15 protein-coding genes are annotated in these 18086 nt (G+C 67.4%); 6 read left to right on the forward strand and 9 right to left on the reverse strand.

Annotated elements, in window-relative coordinates:
• Positions 1-54 precede the first annotated feature (54 nt).
• The 5 genes from paaE to paaA are packed head-to-tail and all read right to left on the reverse strand — an operon-like array spanning position 55 to position 4230.
• Entirely contained in the window at positions 55-1173 is a 1119-nt protein-coding gene (paaE, locus tag BKA07_RS02375) for a 1,2-phenylacetyl-CoA epoxidase subunit PaaE (protein ID WP_167949486.1), read from the reverse strand.
• Position 1174: 1 nt separating this feature from the next.
• Complete coding sequence (gene paaD / locus BKA07_RS02380; protein WP_342448970.1) at positions 1175-1831, reverse strand: 1,2-phenylacetyl-CoA epoxidase subunit PaaD; 657 nt, start codon at positions 1829-1831, stop codon at positions 1175-1177.
• Positions 1828-2796, reverse strand: coding sequence for a 1,2-phenylacetyl-CoA epoxidase subunit PaaC (paaC, locus tag BKA07_RS02385; protein WP_209043839.1), 969 nt, complete (start codon positions 2794-2796; stop codon positions 1828-1830). The genes paaD and paaC overlap by 4 nt, the downstream gene beginning before the upstream one ends.
• 10 nt (positions 2797-2806) lie before the next feature.
• Positions 2807-3166 (reverse strand): 1,2-phenylacetyl-CoA epoxidase subunit PaaB, encoded by a 360-nt coding sequence (paaB, locus tag BKA07_RS02390; RefSeq protein ID WP_167949487.1) that lies wholly within the window; start codon positions 3164-3166, stop codon positions 2807-2809.
• The gene (gene paaA / locus BKA07_RS02395) at positions 3163-4230 is read right to left on the reverse strand and encodes a 1,2-phenylacetyl-CoA epoxidase subunit PaaA (RefSeq protein WP_209043840.1); all 1068 of its coding nucleotides are present in this window, start codon (positions 4228-4230) and stop codon (positions 3163-3165) included. Before paaA ends, paaB begins: the two co-directional genes overlap by 4 nt.
• A gap of 769 nt (positions 4231-4999) precedes the next feature.
• Between paaA and paaI the strand changes: the two genes are divergently transcribed.
• The 3 genes from paaI to BKA07_RS02410 all read left to right on the forward strand — a co-directional run bounded on the left by paaI (position 5000) and on the right by BKA07_RS02410 (position 7882).
• Positions 5000-5617 (forward strand): hydroxyphenylacetyl-CoA thioesterase PaaI, encoded by a 618-nt coding sequence (gene paaI / locus BKA07_RS02400; protein ID WP_245161805.1) that lies wholly within the window; start codon positions 5000-5002, stop codon positions 5615-5617.
• Positions 5618-5749: 132 nt separating this feature from the next.
• Positions 5750-7045: a phenylacetate--CoA ligase PaaK gene (gene paaK / locus BKA07_RS02405; RefSeq protein ID WP_167949488.1), complete on the forward strand. Its 1296-nt coding sequence runs from the start codon at positions 5750-5752 to the stop codon at positions 7043-7045.
• A 57-nt stretch (positions 7046-7102) separates the two neighbouring features.
• Entirely contained in the window at positions 7103-7882 is a 780-nt protein-coding gene (locus BKA07_RS02410) for a TetR/AcrR family transcriptional regulator (RefSeq protein WP_245161806.1), read from the forward strand.
• An 85-nt stretch (positions 7883-7967) separates the two neighbouring features.
• Here BKA07_RS02410 and BKA07_RS02415 read toward each other — a convergent pair whose 3' ends face one another.
• The 3 genes from BKA07_RS02415 to BKA07_RS02425 form a co-directional block, all read right to left on the reverse strand.
• On the reverse strand, positions 7968-8810 hold the full coding sequence (locus BKA07_RS02415) for an SMP-30/gluconolactonase/LRE family protein (RefSeq protein WP_167949489.1): 843 nt from the start codon (positions 8808-8810) through the stop codon (positions 7968-7970).
• On the reverse strand, positions 8807-10450 hold the full coding sequence (locus BKA07_RS02420; RefSeq protein ID WP_167949490.1) for a glucose-6-phosphate dehydrogenase: 1644 nt from the start codon (positions 10448-10450) through the stop codon (positions 8807-8809). Before BKA07_RS02420 ends, BKA07_RS02415 begins: the two co-directional genes overlap by 4 nt.
• A 453-nt stretch (positions 10451-10903) precedes the next feature.
• Positions 10904-11533, reverse strand: a complete 630-nt coding sequence (locus BKA07_RS02425; protein WP_167949491.1) for a TetR family transcriptional regulator — start codon at positions 11531-11533, stop codon at positions 10904-10906.
• 67 nt (positions 11534-11600) lie between these two features.
• Here BKA07_RS02425 and BKA07_RS02430 point away from each other — a divergent pair, with 67 nt between their 5' ends.
• From BKA07_RS02430 to BKA07_RS02440, 3 genes are read left to right on the forward strand one after another with little or no spacing between them, the layout of a single operon-like run.
• Positions 11601-13232 carry a glycerol-3-phosphate dehydrogenase/oxidase gene (locus BKA07_RS02430; protein WP_167949492.1) on the forward strand — a complete coding sequence of 544 codons (1632 nt, stop codon included), beginning with the start codon at positions 11601-11603 and terminating at the stop codon, positions 13230-13232.
• A 5-nt stretch (positions 13233-13237) separates the two neighbouring features.
• The gene (locus BKA07_RS02435) at positions 13238-14890 is read left to right on the forward strand and encodes an FAD-binding oxidoreductase (protein WP_167949493.1); all 1653 of its coding nucleotides are present in this window, start codon (positions 13238-13240) and stop codon (positions 14888-14890) included.
• Positions 14887-15807 (forward strand): diacylglycerol kinase family protein, encoded by a 921-nt coding sequence (locus BKA07_RS02440; protein ID WP_167949494.1) that lies wholly within the window; start codon positions 14887-14889, stop codon positions 15805-15807. Before BKA07_RS02435 ends, BKA07_RS02440 begins: the two co-directional genes overlap by 4 nt.
• Here BKA07_RS02440 and paaZ read toward each other — a convergent pair.
• Positions 15785-17821 (reverse strand): phenylacetic acid degradation bifunctional protein PaaZ, encoded by a 2037-nt coding sequence (gene paaZ / locus BKA07_RS02445; RefSeq protein ID WP_167949495.1) that lies wholly within the window; start codon positions 17819-17821, stop codon positions 15785-15787. The genes BKA07_RS02440 and paaZ overlap by 23 nt on opposite strands.
• Between the last annotated feature and the right edge of the window lie 265 nt (positions 17822-18086).

The raw sequence follows: 18086 nt of genomic DNA on the forward strand, positions 1-18086 counted from the left end.
TACGGGACGCTGTCGGCGTGGCGTGTGCCGAATGCGACGCCCGGACGACTCTGCTTACGAGTCGTAGTCGACCGTGACCTCGTCGCTGACGGGGAAGGTCTGGCAGGTGAGCACGAAGTTGTCGGCCACCTCGGCGTCTTCGAGGGCGTAGTTGCGGACCATGTCGACCTCGCCGGAGCAGATCTTCGCCCGGCAGGTCCCGCAGACCCCGCCCTTGCAGGCGAAGGGCAGGTCCGACCGCGATTCCTGTGCGGAGTCGAGGATCGTCTGACCCTGTGACATCGCCGAGGTGGAGCGCCTCCCGCCGAGGACGATCGTGACGTCGCTGGTGGCGCCCTCGACGACCTTGTCCGCGTGGACGACCTCCGGTGGCGGTTCGTCGACGTAGAAGAGCTCGAAGTGGACCTTCTCCTTCGGAACATCGAATTCGGCGAGGACCTTGCGAGCATCACTGAGCATGCCGAAGGGTCCGCACAGCCACACATGGTCCAGGTCGCCGACGGGCACCAGGTTCGTCAGCAGTTGACGCAGCTTCTCCTCGTCGAGGCGGCCGGAGAAGAGGTCGACCTCCCGCGGTTCGCGGGAGAGGATGTGGATGAGGTCGAGCTGCTGGTTTCGAGAGTTCTTGAGGTCGGCGAGCTCCTCGGCGAACATCACCGTGTTCGTGTTGCGGTTGCCGTAGAGCAGGGTGAGGGAGGCGTCCGGGTTGGACAGGACGGTCGTGGCGATCGAGAGCATCGGGGTGATGCCCGATCCTGCCGCGATGCACAGGTGTCGCCCGCCGAGGTCGGGGTCGGCCTGGAAACTGCCGCTGGGCGGCTGAACTTCGATCGTCTCACCCGGTCGGACGTCGTTGACGAGCCACTGAGAGAAGAGTCCGTCGGGGATCTCTCGCACACCGATGCGCGGATCCGTTCCGGCCGGGGCGCAGATCGAGTACGAGCGGCGGTGTTCTCCGCCGTCGATCATCCGGCGCAGGGTCAGGGACTGGCCCGCGGCGAAGTCGAAGACCTCGGCATACTCGTCCGGGACGTCGAAGGTCACCGCCGCCGAGTCATCGGTGAGGTGGTCGACCGACTTCACGGTCAGCGGATAGAAGGCGGTCCGGGAGACGACGTCGGTCTGCTGGGTCGCGGGGGTCGCCTCGGCGCTCTGATCGATCGTTTCGGTCATCTCAGATCTCCTTCACATGTTCGAACGGTTCGAGGCAGTCGAGGCACTGGTACATCGCCTTGCAGGCCGTCGGTCCGAATTCCGAGGACAGCTCGACATTCGCCGATCCGCACAGGGTGCAGGTCAGGGCTCGTTTCGTGGGCATGAGGGTCAGAGCCACGGGCCCCTGACGCCCGGGCGCCTGCCCGGGTGGGGAGATGCCGGCGTCCTTGAGTGCCTTCCGCCCTTCCTCGGTGATCCAGTCACTCGTCCAGGCCGGTGTCAGGGACACCCGCACCTCGGCGTCCGGGAATCCCGCGTCCTGGAGTTCGCGCTGCAGGTCATCGCGCATCGTCGCCATCGCCGGGCACCCCGAGTAGGTGGGGGTGATGACGGTGACGACGTGTCCGTCCTCGAACGTCACGTCACGGAGCACGCCGAGGTCGACGAGCGTGAGCATCGGCATCTCCGGATCGGTCACTCGGGCCGCCGCGGCGCGGGCTCGATCGAGCGCCGCAGCGTCGGTGTGGGCGGCCGTGGGCCGAGCGTCGCGATCGGTGCGATCGGTGCGATCGGTGCGATCGGTGCGATCGGTGCGATCGGCGCGGCCGTCCCGGTCGCTGCGGCCGTCCCGGTCGCTGCGGACGGCGGGCTTGCGGGTTTCGAGTGCTGCGGTCACCATTGTCCTTCCGGATATTGGCGGGCCACGACCTGCATATCGGCGAGCATCTTCGACAGTGCTTCGGTGTGCAGACCGTCGCGGCCCTTCTTACCTCTCACGCCGGCCAACGCGCCCCGTTCGGGACGGTCGATGCCGGCAGCGGCGAAGACCTGGTCGAGGATGACCCCGGCCTCGTCGGCCACCTCGGCGGGGTCGACACCGATTCCGGCCGCCGCGACCGAGGCTTCGATCGGGTGAGTCTCGAAGAGTTCGTCCCACAGGGGCCAGAGGCCGTCGAGTGCGTCCAGCAGCCGAGTCTTCGACTCCTCGGTGCCGCGGGCCAGGGTCAGCACCCAGCGGCCGGCGAAGTCGCGATGGTAGGACATCTCCTTCACACCCTTGACTGCGATCGCCGAGAGCACGGAGTCCCTGCTGGACTGCAGGCGTTCGAAGATCGCCAGGCGCCAGGTGGAGTAGATGAGGATCTTCGCGACCGCCTCGGCGAAGTCGCCGTTGGGCACCTCGGCGAGGCGGACGTTTCGGAACTGCAGGTCCTCGCGGAAGAACGCGAGGCGATCCTCGTCGGGGACCGGGGAGCCTTCGGGCAGCTGCGGCACGAGGCTGGGATCGGCGGCCGCGGTGCGGGCGAGCAGAAGCCGGGACTGGCCGAGCAGGTCGAGGGCGATATTGGCCAACGCGATGTCCTCTTCGAGGTCGGGCGCATGTGAGCACCACTCGGAGATGCGCTGGGAGAAGACCAGCGCGTCATCGCCGAGCATCTGGCAGTATGCGGCGAGCTCGTGTGGGTCGACGCCGTCGGGGACGGTGGTGTCGACTCCGGCCAGAGGGTCTTCGAAGTCCGTGCCGAACGCCCAATTGGCATCGTTGACGAGCAGGCCCGAATAGGCGTTCTCCGACTCGCCGTGCTCGATGTTGGCCCCGGCCTCGTCGTGATCGACGTGGATGGAAGGTTCGTTCGTCATCGTCGCCTCCTCACATGTGGGGGACATCGTCGGGGATGTCGTAGAAGGTCGGGTGGCGGTAGACCTTGTCGCCGGCGGGGGCGAACATGGGGTCCTTCTCGGCGGGGCTCGAGGCCGTGATCGTCGAGGAGCGAACGACCCAGATGCTCACGCCCTCGTTGCGGCGGGTGTAGACGTCGCGGGCGTGGCGCAGGGCCATCTGCTCATCGGGTGCATGCAGCGAGCCGACGTGGACGTGGTTGAGTCCGCGTTTGCCGCGCACGAAGACTTCATAGAGGGGCCATTCGCCGCGGACGCCCTGCTTCTGGGCTCCGGCGTCGGTGCCCGTGGTGGGAGCGGCGCCAGTGCTCGGGGTGGTCTCTGCGCTCATTTGGCGGCCTCCTCGGCGGTGGGGGTTTCGGGTGAGTCGGTGGGCGCGGCCGGGACGGTGGCATCGTCGGGGCCGGCGGGGGCGGTGGCATCGTCGGGGCCGGCGGGGGCGGTGGCACCGTCGGCGTCGGCCGCCGAGTTCTCCGCGAAGGCGAGCGCGGCGTCTCGCACCCAGGCTCCGTCGTCCCAGGCGCGCTTGCGGTGGGCGACGCGCTGGTCGTTGCAGGGCCCGTTGCCTTTGACGACGGCCCAGAATTCGTTCCAGTCCGGTGTCGAGAAGTCGTAGTGTCCGCGCTCCTCGTTCCACTTCAGGCCCTCGTCGGGGAGGGTCACCCCCAGGGCGTCGGCCTGCGGGACGGACATGTCGACGAACTTCTGGCGCAGCTCGTCATTGGTGTGGGTCTTGATGCCCCACTCCATCGACTGCTCGGTGTTCGGTGAGTCGTCGTCGGGCGGGCCGAACATCATGAGGGAGGGCCACCAGAAGCGGTTGACCGATTCCTGCACGGACGCCCTCTGCTCCTCGGTTCCTCGCATCATCGTCATCAGCAGTTCGTAGCCCTGGCGCTGGTGGAAGGACTCCTCCTTGCAGATGCGGATCATGGCGCGGCCGTAGGGTCCGAATGAGGTCCGGCACAGGGGCACCTGGTTGCAGATCGCAGCACCGTCGACGAGCCAGCCGATCGTGCCCACGTCGGTGTAGGACAGTGTCGGGTAGTTGAAGATCGAGGAGTACTTCTGCTTGCCGGCGATGAGCTTCTCGGTGAGTTCGTCGCGGGTCGCACCCAGGGTCTCGGCGGCCGAGTAGAGATAGAGACCGTGACCGGCCTCGTCCTGGACCTTCGCGAGCAGAATCGCCTTGCGACGCAGCGAGGGCGCGCGGGAGATCCAGTTGCCCTCGGGCTGCATGCCGATGATCTCCGAGTGAGCGTGCTGAGCAACCTGCCGCACAAGAGTCTTTCTGTACTTCTCCGGCATCCAGTCACGTGGTTCGATTCGATCCTTGGCCGCGATCGTCTCGTTGAACTGTTCTTCGAGCTGTGTTTCGTTGACTTGCGTCGTCATGACCACTCCACCCTTGGATGTGCCCTTCCTGGACTGTGCCTTGCGCACCGTACTGTGCCGAACCGCGCTGGACTGTGCCGCACCGTACCGGACCGTGCTGGACCGTACGTTCTGCACCACCTGTTCGGTTCGTCCATCGTACGAGCGATGGCCCGGGACAACCATTTACTGACCATTTGTTCTGTATTGTTCACTATCAGTGTGGCACACCCCACGCCGAGGTGCAATGCGCGAGGACCGAGGCAGGCGCGGACAGGTGCGACCCAGCGGGCGATGGGCCAAGCGCAGCCGGCGGAGCCAGCGGGGCGCCTGAGCTCCCCACTCGCGACGGCATCACTCGAGACAACGACGCCGCGTCGAAACCACTGTGCACACACCGTTGCCCCGGCGCGACGCCGTTGTCTCGGCGTTCATGCTCGGCGCGGCGTCGTTGTCTCGGCGTTCATGCTCGGCGCGGCATCGCCATCTTGCCACTCACTCTCGCCCGACTTGACAGAGACGCCGATCACAGACGATATTTATTGACCAGATGGTCGTTTATTCTCCGACGACGCTCCAGGGGCACTCTCCTGCTGGGTTCCGCGAGGAATCGGCAACCATCATTCGCGTGCAGTCTCAGCGGCTGAGCGTGTCACCACCACAGTTGAATGCGCCTGCCGATCCGACGATAGAGCCACCTCGGCAGTGCCGACCCGGCAATACCTGCATGGCAAACCCGGCACGGCCGTCGCCCCAGCACAGGAATCAGCGACTCGAGGAGGAGCCTGACATGGGAGAAACCAGCCACGAGGCCACGACCACGGCCCCCAGCGATGAAGGCACCCGCATTGACGGTGGTGCCCCCAACGACGACGTCCGAAGCGACGCTGACCTCCGCAACCACGATGACACCCGCAGCGACGAAGGCGCCCCCAGCGACGCTGCCACCCGCGGGGGCCACACTGAGGAGCTGACCGGCGCCGCGGCGATGTTCGCCAACGATCGGGCCTCTCAGCATCTGGGCATCACCGTCGACGACCACGGTCCCGGCTGGGCGCGGTGCTCGATGACGATCACCGACATCATGGCCAATGGGCATTCGATCACCCACGGCGGCTATATCTTCCTCTTCGCCGACACCACCTTTGCGATGGCCTGCAACTATCCCGGCTCGATCACAGTCGCCTCGGGCGGGGACATCGACTTCCTCAAACCCACCTACATCGGCGACGAGCTCGTCGCCCACGGCAGAGAGGTCGTCAAGCAGGGCCGCTCCGGCGTCTACGACATCGAGGTCACTCGCGGTGAGGAGATCGTCGCCGTCTACCGCGGACGTTCCCGCACCCTGCCCGCCCCGAAGCCGACAACAGCAGACGCCTCCGAGCCACCGAAGCCGACCTCACCCTGACCCACCTGGGCCGAACCCTGACCCGCCTGGCCCGAACCCGGCCACGCCTCACCCGGCGACGCTCGATACCGGCGCCCCACCTCGGCGCCCCACGAACCGCGAAGCACCACACGATCCACCAAGGAGACAATGATGACTGCCAACGATCTCGACGCCGGTCAGCGCATGAGCCTGGACGAGCTGCGCGCCGATCAGCTCGCCAACCTCAAGTCCACGGTCACGAAGGTCTACGAGAATGTGCCGTTCTACCGGCAGGCCTTCGACGAGCTCGGCGTCACTCCTGCGGACATCACCAGCCTCGACGACATCGCGAAGCTGCCGTTCACGAACAAGCAGGACCTGCGCGACAACTACCCGTTCGGGCTGTTCGCCGTTCCGCAGGAGCAGGTCGCGCGCATCCACGCCTCCTCGGGCACGACCGGTCTGCCGACGGTCGTCGGGTACACGATGGGCGATCTCGATAGGTGGGGCAGCCTCATCGCCCGGTCCATCCTCGGCGCCGGCGGCAAGCGCGGACAGATGATGCACAACGCCTACGGCTACGGCCTGTTCACCGGCGGTCTCGGCGTCCACGGCGCCGAACGTCACGGCTTCACGGTCGTGCCGATCTCCGGCGGCCAGACCCCGCGCCAGGTGCAGCTGATCCAGGACTTCAAACCCGAGATCATCACGGCCACACCCACCTATCTGCTGACGATCCTCGACGAGTTCCACAAGCAGGGCATCGACCCCACGACGACGAGCCTGAAGACCGGGATCTGCGGCGCCGAACCGTGGACGGATGAGATGCGCAAGGAGATCGAGAGGTCCTTCGACATCGACGCCGTCGACATCTACGGCCTGTCCGAGGTCATGGGCCCCGGCGTCGCCTGCGAATCCGCGGTGACCAAGGACGGGCCCACCATCTGGGAGGACCACTTCTACCCGGAGATCGTCGACCCCTTCACCGGTGACGTCCTGCCCGACGGTGAGGAGGGCGAACTCGTCTTCACCTCCCTGACGAAGGAGGCGCTGCCGATCATCCGCTACCGCACGCACGATCTGGCTCGCCTGCTCCCGGGCACCGCGAATCCGAGCTTCCGCCGCATCTCACGCATCACCGGCCGCTCCGACGATCTCATGATCATCCGCGGCGTCAACGTCTACCCCGCCAACATCGAATCGGTGCTCTTCGAGTTCGAGCACCTGAGCCCCCACTTCCAGCTCGTGCTCACCCGCCCCGGCCGCATGGACGAGGTCACCGTCGAGGTCGAGTGCCGCGAAGGCGTCGGAGCCGTCGAGCTCGAAGGGCTGAATGGGCTCGTCGCCGCGCGAGTCAAGGAGCGCCTGGGCGTGACCTCGACCGTGTCGGTGCTCCAGCCGGGCGAACTGCCGCGCTCGGTGGGTAAGCTCAAGCGCATCATCGACCGCCGAGAGGGCCTCAGGTGAGCACTTCTGTGACTCGGATCGCGACGTTCGCCTCGTGGGCTGATTAGACTGGTGCGCATGCCGAAAACGACCTCACCTGCACCGACACCAGACCTCGAGTCGGGTGTTGACCCGGACGCGAGGGCCGACCCGGACGTCGGGACAGACGCGCGGGCCGACCCGGACGTGAGCACAGACCCGGACGTCGGGACGGCTGCGTCGACACAGACAGAAGCCACCACCGCCGAGGCGAGCGCGCCCCGACAGCGCAAGCGCACCCGTCGTGGACGCCCTGGCTACGACCGGGAGACCCTGATCAACAAGGCCACCGAGGTCTTCGTCTCCCGCGGCTACGACGGCACCTCCATGGACACCGCGGCGCGTGAACTCGGCATCACGAAGTCCGCGATCTATCATCACGTGAAGTCGAAGGAAGAGCTGCTGCATCTGGCGATCAACCGCGGCATCAGCGCCCTCGACTCCGCGATCGAGGACGAAAGTCAGCGCAGCGGTCTCAACGCGCTCGAGCGCCTGCGCGCGGCCGTCCATGCCAGCGTGGTCATCCTCATCGAATACCACCACTCCGTGACTCTGCTGCTGCGGGTGCGCGGAAACTCGGCCGTCGAGATCGAGGCCCTCGACCAGCGCCGAAAGATCGACGACAAGATCAGAGCCCTGGTCGCCGAGGCGATCGACGAGGGCGGTCTGCGCTCGGACTTCACGCCCGGCCTGATCACGCGCCTGCTCTTCGGCATGGTCAATTCCATCACCGAGTGGTATCGGCCCAGCTACCCCGTCGACCCCGGAACCATCGCCGACGCAGTCACGTCAATGGCCTTCAACGGGCTGGAGGTCTGAACAGTCGGCAAGTTCACCTCGAATAATTGCAACCTGTCAAGGTGAACTTGCCGACTGTTGGCATACTGAGCGGGATCGCAGTCGACTACCCCGCGAACTCGCGCAGAGGCTGCCCGGTCACACCCGCCTCGGCGACGAACAGCGCTCCTGCCAGCGAATCTGCCGATGTGTCCGCGTCCACCTGAGACGTGGTGATGAAGAGCCGGTCGAGGTTCATCCCACCGAATGTGCAGGCCGTCGTCTTGTCGGCGGGAACGTCGATGACTCCGTCCAGGATGCCATCGGGCCGGTAGCGGTGGATCGCTCCGGCGTTGACCACGGCCGTCCACACGCAGCCTTCAGCGTCGACGGTGAGCCCGTCGGGACGACCGCCGTCGGGGAGTTCGACGAGGACCCGACGGTTGCGCAGCCCCTTGTCGGGATCGAAGTCGAAGACGGCGACCTGGCCCGTGGCGGTGTCGTTGTAATAGGCGAGCGAACCGTCGGGACTCCACTCGAGGCCGTTGGATACGGTCACGCCCTCGAGCATGACGTCGACGCCGCCCTCGGGACCGAGACGATAGAGCGATGCCGCACCGGGTCGCTGATCGTAGGCCATCGAGCCGCACCAGAAGTTTCCCCGGGGATCGCAGCCGCCCTCGTTCATGCGGATGTCACTCGCCGTCCACACTTCGGGCAGAGCGGTGATCTGCCCATCGGGACTTTCGAGAGCGAACCCGCGCTCGATCCCGATCACCGCGCCACCGCCTCGGCGAGGGCGAACTGCGGCGGCGACCCGGGCGACGTGCCTGCGTTCGACCCGGTCCTCGCGCAATGTCAGTATGTCGCCAGCGAGCATGTCGACCCAGCGCAGGCCGCCCCAGGACGGCGACCATGCGGGCCCTTCGCCGTGGCAGGCGATCGGGTCGGTGACCTGCTCGGCCCTCATGGCTGCCGCTCTGAGGCGGGCTGCTCCACGTCGGGCCGCTGACCTTGGAACGGCTGCTGCTCCACGTCGGGCCGCCGACCTGGGACCGGCTGCTGCTTTGCGTCGGACAACTGCCCCGAGGCCGGCTGCGGCCTCGGCCCGGTCGGCGGTTCCGAGTCCGGTCCGGCGCTGCCCGCGGGATAGTCCTCCATCGACACGTCACCGGATGCCCACGCTTCCATGACCGGGGTGAGGATCTGCCAGGACAGCATCGATTCCTCCGGCCCGGCGGCCAGATCCGACTCCCCTGCGAGGACGTCCTTGAGCACGTGTCCGTACGGGGTGAAGTCGGGCCTGGGCTGGTCACCGATCAGACTCAGCCTCGCCGACCGGTCACGGGAGCTGCTCGAATTGAGATCGAGCTCGACGTCGAATGGGCCGTCGAGGCCGATCCACAGGCGTGCGCCCTCCTGTGCGGCACCGACCGGGCGAAAGAGGACCTCGATGCCCTTGCGCATGCGGGCGAGTGCCTTTCCCGTGCGCAGACGAAACCGCGTGCCCTGCCAGCGGGGCGAATCGATGTGCAGAACCACCTCGGCGAAGGTCTCCGTACTTTGGCTCCCGTCGACACCCTCCTCGTCGACGTAGTCGGGGACCTGTTTTCCCTCGGCCTCCGCATCGTCGGCGAGAGTTCCCGCGGTGTAGCGGGCCCGGCGGGTCGACGTCAGGACGTCATCGCCCGACAGCGGACGAACGGCGGAGAGGAGTTCGGTCTTGCGGGCTCGCAGCTTCGCCGCGCTCGGCCACCCCGATTCGATCCCTGCGGGCCGCTCCATGGCGCTCATGGTCAGCAGCTGCATCAGGTGGTTCTGCAGGACGTCCTTGAGCGCGCCCGTGCTGTCGTAGAACCGGGCGCGCCCCTCGAGCGCGATGGATTCCTCCCACAGCAGCCGGAACTCGGCGATGTGCTCACCGTTCCACACGGCCTCCGGCAGCGGATTGGCGAACCGCAGCGGCAGCATCGCCTGCAGAGGAGCCATCCCGAGCGCATGGTCGACGTTGAAGACCATCTGGGCAGCATCGTCACCGAAGAGCTCGCCGAGGAGGTCGTCCAGTTCGCCGGCACCGTTGAGGTCATCGCCGAAGGGCTTCTCCATCGCAATCCGACTGCCCTGGGGAAGACCCGCGGCGGCCAAGGCTCGCAGGGCATCGGGCATGAGACCGGTGGGCAGGGCGAGGTAGACGGTGACCGGAGGGTCCCGAACGGGGGCGGAACCTGCACCGGACTCGGGGGCGGATTTGGGAGCGGACGCAGACTTGGGCGCGGGCGCGGGCGCGGAAGCGGCTTTGGGCGCGGGCGCGGAGGTCGACTCGGCGATGAGATCGGCCATATCGGCAGCGTCGGTGACATCCGTGGACCTGTACCGAGTCCGGTCGAGGATCCAGCTGCGGGCGCTTTCGGGATGTTCGGCGCCGTGCTCGTTTAGCTTCTTCGCGGCATGGTCTCGGTAGGCCTCGTGCGTCATTTCGGCCGTCGCCACTGCCGTGAGTGAGAAGTCCTGCGGGAGCGTCTCGGCGGCGGCGAGCTCCGCCAGTGCCGGCAGCAGGAACCGTCCTGCGAGGTCACCTGTGGCACCGAAGATGATGAGGGTGGAGTTCACTGTGCTCCCTGTCGACGGACTTCCGCTCGAGACGAGTTGCCGAGTCGTGTCGCCCAGGCTACTCCGTCGGCCTCGGAACACTTATGGAAGTCTCAGACCACTTATGGAATCAGCCACTTCGAAGGCGCACCACCAGGCCCTCGCCCGGGGTGTGGGCCACTGCCAGGACACTACCCGGGGTGTGGGCCACTGCCAGGACACTACCCGGGGTGTGGGCCACTGCCAGGACACCATCCGGGGTGTGAGCGTGTGAGCTACGGCAGCCACTCCACTGGCGCCGAGACCACGCCGGAGCGCCGAGACGACGACGCCGTGCCGAAACGGCTGTGCGCGCACAGTCGTCTCGGGGCTCCGGCGTGGTCTCGAGTGCCCGGCTGTTGCGCGTCTGCTGCGCGGCTGTTGGGGGAGGCTGGACTGCGGCATGCGTTGGGCAGCGGCGCGCCGATGGGCTCGTCAGCGCAGCGCTGCCATGCCGGCGGCAAGAACCCAGCCCAAGGTCGAGTCCATCTCGTCGAGCAGCTCATCACGCGGCGGCTGGTATTCGCTGATCACCCAGTCGACGACCATCTGCACACCCGCACCGACGAGCACATCGCCGAGAACGCGCTGCTGACCTGCAGCGAGCTCGGGGCCGGCAACAGTCGCAGACAGACGGTTCGCGAGTTCGTCACCGATCGTGCGCGCTTGCCGGCGATACAGTTCATCGACGCGCGCGCTCACTCCCAGGACCTCGAAGAGGTGGACTCGCGCCTGCACCGGATTGGCCTGCGCCCAGGTCAGAAAACCAGCCATGAATCCCCGCAGCACCGTCGCGGCATCCTCGCCCTCGCCGGCAAGCACCGAGGCGCGCAGGTCGGCGACCACCCGCCCGTAGACCTCGCAGAGGAGATCCTCCAGCGTGGCGAACGACTCGTAGAAGTAGCGCTTGTTGAGACCGGCCTCCGCACAGATCGAGCCGACGGTGGCAGCGCGATAGCCCTGAGTGCCGAACAGCGAGATCCCGGCGGCGATGAGCTCCTCACGGCGAGCGCTCTCACGCTCCTCACGGCTGGCACCTGCATACGGACGTCCCTGATCACTCACACTGTGATCTTGACAACAAGGACCGACGATTGCAAACTGGTACGACTTCGTACCAGAAAGGTCGGGAATGACATCCAGCACCTCAGGCAACACCGCACTCAACGCCGAACGGCGCAGGCAGGACCTCGCAGAACTCTCAGAGGCAGAGGCGTCGGGGGCAGAGCCTGTCGACCTCGTGGTGATCGGCGGCGGCATCACCGGTGTCGGCGTCGCACTCGATGCGGCGTCCCGCGGGCTGAGCGTCGTGCTCATCGAGCGCCGGGACCTCGCCTCGGGCACCAGCAGCTGGAGTTCGAAGCTGGCCCACGGCGGCCTGCGCTACCTGGCGAAGCTCGACGTCCCGATCGCATGGGAGTCCGCCGTCGAACGCGGCCACCTGATGAGCCGGATCGCGCCGCACCTGATCCGACCGCTGCAGATGCTCTTCCCGCTGCACACCCAGGTCAGCCACTTCGACGCCACGCTGACCGGCACCGGATTCTTCGCGGGCGATGTGCTGCGGATGCTGGCACGCACCCCGAAAACGCTGCTCCCCCACCCCAGCCGAGTATCCCCCGCCGACGTCTGCCGACTTGCTCCGGCCACGGCCACCACCGGGCTGCGCGGCGGTCTGCTCAGCTGGGACGGCCAGATCGTCGACGATGCCCGACTCGTCGTGACCATGGCCCGCACCGCTGCCTCCCACGGCGCCCGCATCCTCACCTATGCCGCCGCCACCGACGTCGAACCCGGACGGGTCCACGTCACCGATCAGCTCACGGGCGAACCTCACACGATCCGCGCGAAGCAGATCATCAACGCCGCCGGCGTCTGGGCCGACACTCTGTCCGAGGACGTCGAACTCGCCCCGAGCAAGGGCTCCCACCTGCTGGTGCGGGCCGAGAGCATCGGCGAACCGACTGCCGCCGTCACGGCGCCGGTGCCCGGTCACTTCGGCAGGTTCGTCTTCGCCGTACCCTGGGACGACGGCCTCGTCATGATCGGCCTGACCGACGATCCTCACGACGGGCAGATCCCTGAACGTGCCCGCCCGGACGCCGATGAGCGCGCATTCCTGCTCGACACCATCAACGCCGTTCTGCAGGAGCCGCTCACACCGGAGGACGTCGTGGGCAGCTATGCCGGTTTCCGGCCGCTGCTCAAGGGCAAGGCCGACTCCGGGGCCGACCTGTCGCGCAAACACGCGCTGCTGCGTGACCCGAGGACCGACCTCCTCACGATCGTCGGCGGCAAGCTCACGGCATACCGTCGTATGGCCGAAGACGCCGTCGACGCTGCGGTCGAAGCCGGCGGGCTGAGTGCTGGGGCCTGCCGCACCACGACGCTCGGCCTCGTCGGCTCGGGCACACCGGCCTCCGGCCTGCCCGAACACCTGGTCCGGCGCTACGGCACCGATGCCGGCACCGTGACCGCCTACGGGGACGACGACCCCGGCCTGAACGAGCCTGTGAGATCCGGAATTCCGTTCAGCGGCGCGGAGATCCGATTCGCCGTCGAACACGAACTCGCCGTCACCGTTGAGGACGTGATCGACCGCAGAACCCGGTGGGGCCTCGTCGACGCCGATCGTGACGACCTTGCCGCCGCCGTGCGCAGACACGCCCCCGAGCTGATCGAAGCCGAGAACCGATCCGCACCGAGAACCGATCGAGAGCAGACGCTGCTCGAGAACAGACAGAACAAGCAGGAAGAAGGGTGAGCTCCATGGACAACACTCAACCGCGGATGCGCTGGTGGGGCTGGGGCGAGGACGGCCACGACGGCCCGGTCAAGCCCGGCGCCAAGAAGATGCTGACCAAGTCCTGCGGCTGGCCCGAAGGCGTCAATCGCCCGCCGATCGACCTCGATGCCGTCCAGCTGCCCGGGGCCGAGCTCCCCGACGACGCGCGCTCGCGCTTCGACGAGCTGCTGGGTGCCGCCTACGTCCGCGACGATCGCGCGACGCGCGTCTCCCACGCTGCCGGACGCAGCGTGCCCGACCTGCTGCGACTGCGCAGCGGGCAGATGCCGTTCGCACCGGACGCCGTGCTGTTTCCGGCGTCCGAGGCCGAGGTCGACGAGCTGCTCGCCATCTGCAGCCAGGAGCGCATCGCCGTCGTGCCGTTCGGCGGCGGCACCAGCGTCGTGGGCGGCATCGACGCATTCCGCCCCGGTTTCCGCAGCTGTGTCTGCATCAGCCTCGCCCGCCTCGACCAGGTCCTCGACATCGACGAGAAGTCGCTGACGGTGACCGCCCAGGCCGGAGTCTTCGGCCCCGATCTCGAGGAGCGGCTGCAGGCCGAGGGCTTCACGCTCGGCCACTTCCCGCAGTCGTTCGAGTTCAGCACGGTCGGCGGCTGGGTCTCCACACGATCGGCCGGTCAGCAGTCGACCGGCTACGGGCGGATCGACGAGAACGTGTTCGGTCTGCACTGCTCGACACCGAGCGGTCCGATCCGGCTGCACCCGACTCCCGCCTCGGCGGCCGGGCCCAACCCGCGCCAGATGCTCATCGGCTCCGAGGGCACGCTGGGCATCATCACCCAGGCCACTCTGCGCATCAAGCGCCTGCCCGAGACCACACTGCCCGATGCCTGGTTCTTCCCCGACTTCCACTCGGGCGCGACGGCCCTGCGTGAGATGGAGCAGACCGGTCTGCGCCCCGACATCGCGCGACTCTCCGACGTCAACGAGACGGCCTTCGGACTGGCGCAGCTCGGCAGCGGCCTCCAGCGCAAGGGTCTCCTCGCCTTTCTGCGCGCTCGCGGTGTCACGACGCCCTGCCTGCTGGTGCTGCGCTACGACGGCCGCACCTCGGATGCCAGGTCGCGCCGGGCCGCCGGACGTGCGATCGCCAAGAAGCAGACGGGCGTCAGCATCGGCGGCGCGCCCGAGACCATGTGGGAGAAGCACCGCTTCTCGACGCCGTATCTGCGCGATCAGCTGATGACCGAGGGGATCGTCGTCGAGACGATGGAGACGGCCGCGCAGTGGAGCACGATCGAAGACCTGCACGACACGATCAGACAGGACATCGAGAAATCGCTGGCCGACCGGGGCACGCCCGCCCTGGTGCTGTGTCACGTCTCGCACCTCTACACCGCCGGCTGCTCCCTCTACTACACCGTCTTCGCCCAGCAGCAGGAGGGTCAGGAGATGGAGCAGTGGACGGCGCTGAAGACCGCGGCCGGTGATGCCATGGTCGACAACGGCGGCACGATCACCCACCACCACGCCACCGGGGCGGACCACGCTCCCTGGCTGGCCGAGGAGACCGGCGAGCTGTGGCTGCGGATGCTGCGCGCGGCCAAGGCCGAGGTGGACCCGGGGGGCATCATGAACCCCGGCAAGCTCATGCACGGGCCGACGACGCTGTGAGCACCGCACCGTCGCCGACCCCGGTCCCCGTCATCCTCAACCCCGCAGCACGCAACGGTGCCGTCCGCAAACGGATCGCTCCGATGCAGGCGGCCTTCGCCGACCACAACCTGGAGGCCGTGCTGGTCGAGAGCACGAGCGAGGCGCACGCCGGTGAACTCGCCGCGGAGTTCGCCTCCCAGGGCGAACCCATCGTCGTGTCCCTCGGCGGTGACGGGATGGTGCGCGCGATCGCCGCCGGGCTCGTCGGCACGAGCACCTCTCTGGGCATCATCGCCGGCGGACGCGGCAACGACTTCATCGGCAAGCTCGGCATCCCGAAGGACATCCACGCGGCCGCCGCCATCGTCGCCGAGGGCCGCGACCGCACCATCGATGTCCTCGACCTCGACGGGCAGGTCTGCATCGGCAATGTCTGCCTCGGCCTGGACTCCGCGGTCCAGGAATACGCGGATTCGGTCCGCCGCATCAAGGGACACTGGGTCTACCTGTACGGGGTCGCCCGTGCGATCATGCGACCGAGACGCATCGGCTTGGAGCTCACCATCGATGGCGAACACGTCGAGTTCCATGGCTACTCGGCGGGATTCGCCAACTCCGGCCGCTATGGAGGCGGCCTCAAGCTCTCACCCGAGGCGCAGCTCGACGACGGGCTGATCGACGTGGTCCTGCTCAAGGACGTCTTCCTCCCGAGGCTGGCCGTGGAGCTCGTGCTCTTCAGCCTCGGCAAGCACAAGTCGCACCCGCACATCCGCTTCAGCCATGCCCGTGAGGTGCACATCGCCGCATCCGAAGGGGCGGAGCCGGTCGAGGTCATCGCCGACGGTGACGCCGTCGCACAGACCCCGGCGAGGCTGAACATTCGTCCCGCCTCGCTGAGGGTCCGCGTCGGTCCTACTCCTTCGCGACGAGGGTGAGCACGTCGTATCCGGCGACGGGCTCGTCGTTCTGGTTGACCACCTCGGCGTCCCACCGCACCTCACCGTACTCGTCGGTCTCACGTGGGGTGATGCGCTTGGCCGTCAACGTCACCTTGAGCGAATCGCCTGGTGAGACCGGAGTGACGAAGGTCAGGCCCTCAAGGCCGTAGTTCGCGAGCACCGGGCCCGGATCAGGCTGGACGAAAAGTCCGGCGGCGAAGGACACGATGAGGTAGCCGTGCGCCACGCGTCCCGGGAAGAACGGGTTCGCTGCCGCCGCCTCTTCGTCGGTGTGGGCGTAGAAGGTGTCGCCGGTGAACTCCGCGAAGTGTGCGATGTCCTCGAGTGTGACGGTGCGCCGCTCGGATTCCAGGGCATCGCCGACGCGCAGATCGGCCAAGGTCTTCGTGAACGGGTGCCGACCGGTCCGGCGTTCGGCGCCGGCCACCCATTCGCCGCCGATGGCGGTGAGCATGTCCGGGGAGGCCTGGATCGCGGTGCGCTGCATGAAGTGCTCGACACCGCGCAGACCGCCCATCTCCTCGCCGCCGCCGGCGCGACCCGGGCCACCGTGGATGAGGGTGGGCAGCGGTGAACCGTGCCCGGTCGACTCCTCGGCGTCATCGCGGTCGAGGACGAGGATGCGTCCGTGCCAAGGAGCGACCTGCCTGACGAATTCGGCGGCGAACCCGCGATCGTGGGTGACGACCGAGCCGACCAGGGAACCGCGGCCGCGAGCGGCCAGACGGACCGCCTCCTCGGTGGAGGAATAGGTGATGAGCGAGGTCACCGGCCCGAAGGCCTCGACGTCGTGGACGGCGTCGACCCAGGGGTCGTCGGCCTGGAGGACGGTGGCAGCGACATAGGCTCCGCCGAGGCGCTCCGCCAGTTCGTCGGAGTCTTCGCGTCCGCCGGTGAGCAGATGGGCCCCCGCCGAGGTGATCTCGTCGATGGCATCGAGGACGTCGTCACGCTGTCTGTCCGAGACGACCGGCCCCAGCCGGGTGGACGTCTCGCGCGGATCGCCGACCGCATTCGTCTGGAGCTTCGCGACGATCGCCTCACCGACCGCCTCGGCGTGGGCCTCGGGGACGAAGGTGCGGCGGATAGCGGTGCACTTCTGGCCGGCCTTGATCGTCATCTCGTCGACGACGCCGGAGACGAAGAGGTCGAACTCCTCGGTTCCCGGTCCCGCATCGGGGCCGAGCAGGGAGAAGTTCAGCGAGTCCGCCTCGGCGAAGAAGCGGGTGCCGCGGTCGCGCACGCAGTCCAGGCCGCCGAGGTGCTTCGCCGTGCCCGCGGAACCGGTGAAGGCGATGGTGTCCTGTTCGGCCAGGCGGTCGAAGAGCGGGGTGACGTCGCCGCTGATGAGCTGGATGGCACCGGCCGGCAGGAGACCGGAGTCGATCATGTCGGCCACGACGGCGCGGGTCAGGTGGGCGGTGTCGGTGGCGGGTTTGACGACGACGGGGACGCCGGCGACGAACATAGGGCCGAACTTCTCGAGCATGCCCCAGACGGGAAAGTTGAACGCGTTGATCTGCAGCGCCAGACCCTGCCGGGAGGTGAGGATGTGGCGGCCGAGGAAGGTGCCGTTCTTCGACAGGCGCTCGATTCCCCCGTCGAGGTGGACCGTGGAGTTGGGCATCTGGCGGCGGGCGACGCCGGAATAGGTGAAGAGGGTGCCGATGCCGCCTTCGATGTCGACGAATCCGTCACGTTTCGTGGTGCCGGTGGAAAACGAGATCTCGTGGTAGTCCTTGGCCCGCTCCATGAGATGGGCGCCGAGCTTCTTCAGGATCACGCCGCGCTGATGGAAGGTCAGCTTCTGCAGTTCGGGGATGCCCGTCGTCCGGGCGTAGTCGTCGACGGCGCTGAAGTCGATGCCGGACGAGGAGACGTGGTGGGTCAGCTGCCCGTTCGTCGCGTCATGGACGGGGCGTGCACCCTCGGTGTCCGGTGTGGGGGTGTGCCAGTCGCCTGCCACATACGAACTGAGAATTTCGGTCATGTCGTCTCTCCCTGGTCGAACTGCGTCTCCCGGTGCACGGCGGCCGACTTCGGCACCGCTGCCGATTCCTGACTGCAATACTAACCAATTGGTCGGTTATTGTCATTGGGGCCGCAGGTCCGGTTGTTCCATGCACACCCTCTGAGCACCGGTCACCTTCTGCATTATGATCGACGAAGATTACTGACCATTCAGTCACTCGTGCGAGCGCATCGGCGGTCCCTCAGAGTCGAGGACCACCTCGCCCGGCACGGCACAACATCCA

Origin of the sequence: Brevibacterium marinum, from assembly GCF_011927955.1 — a bacterium.
Classification (GTDB): Bacteria; Actinomycetota; Actinomycetes; order Actinomycetales; family Brevibacteriaceae; genus Brevibacterium; species Brevibacterium marinum.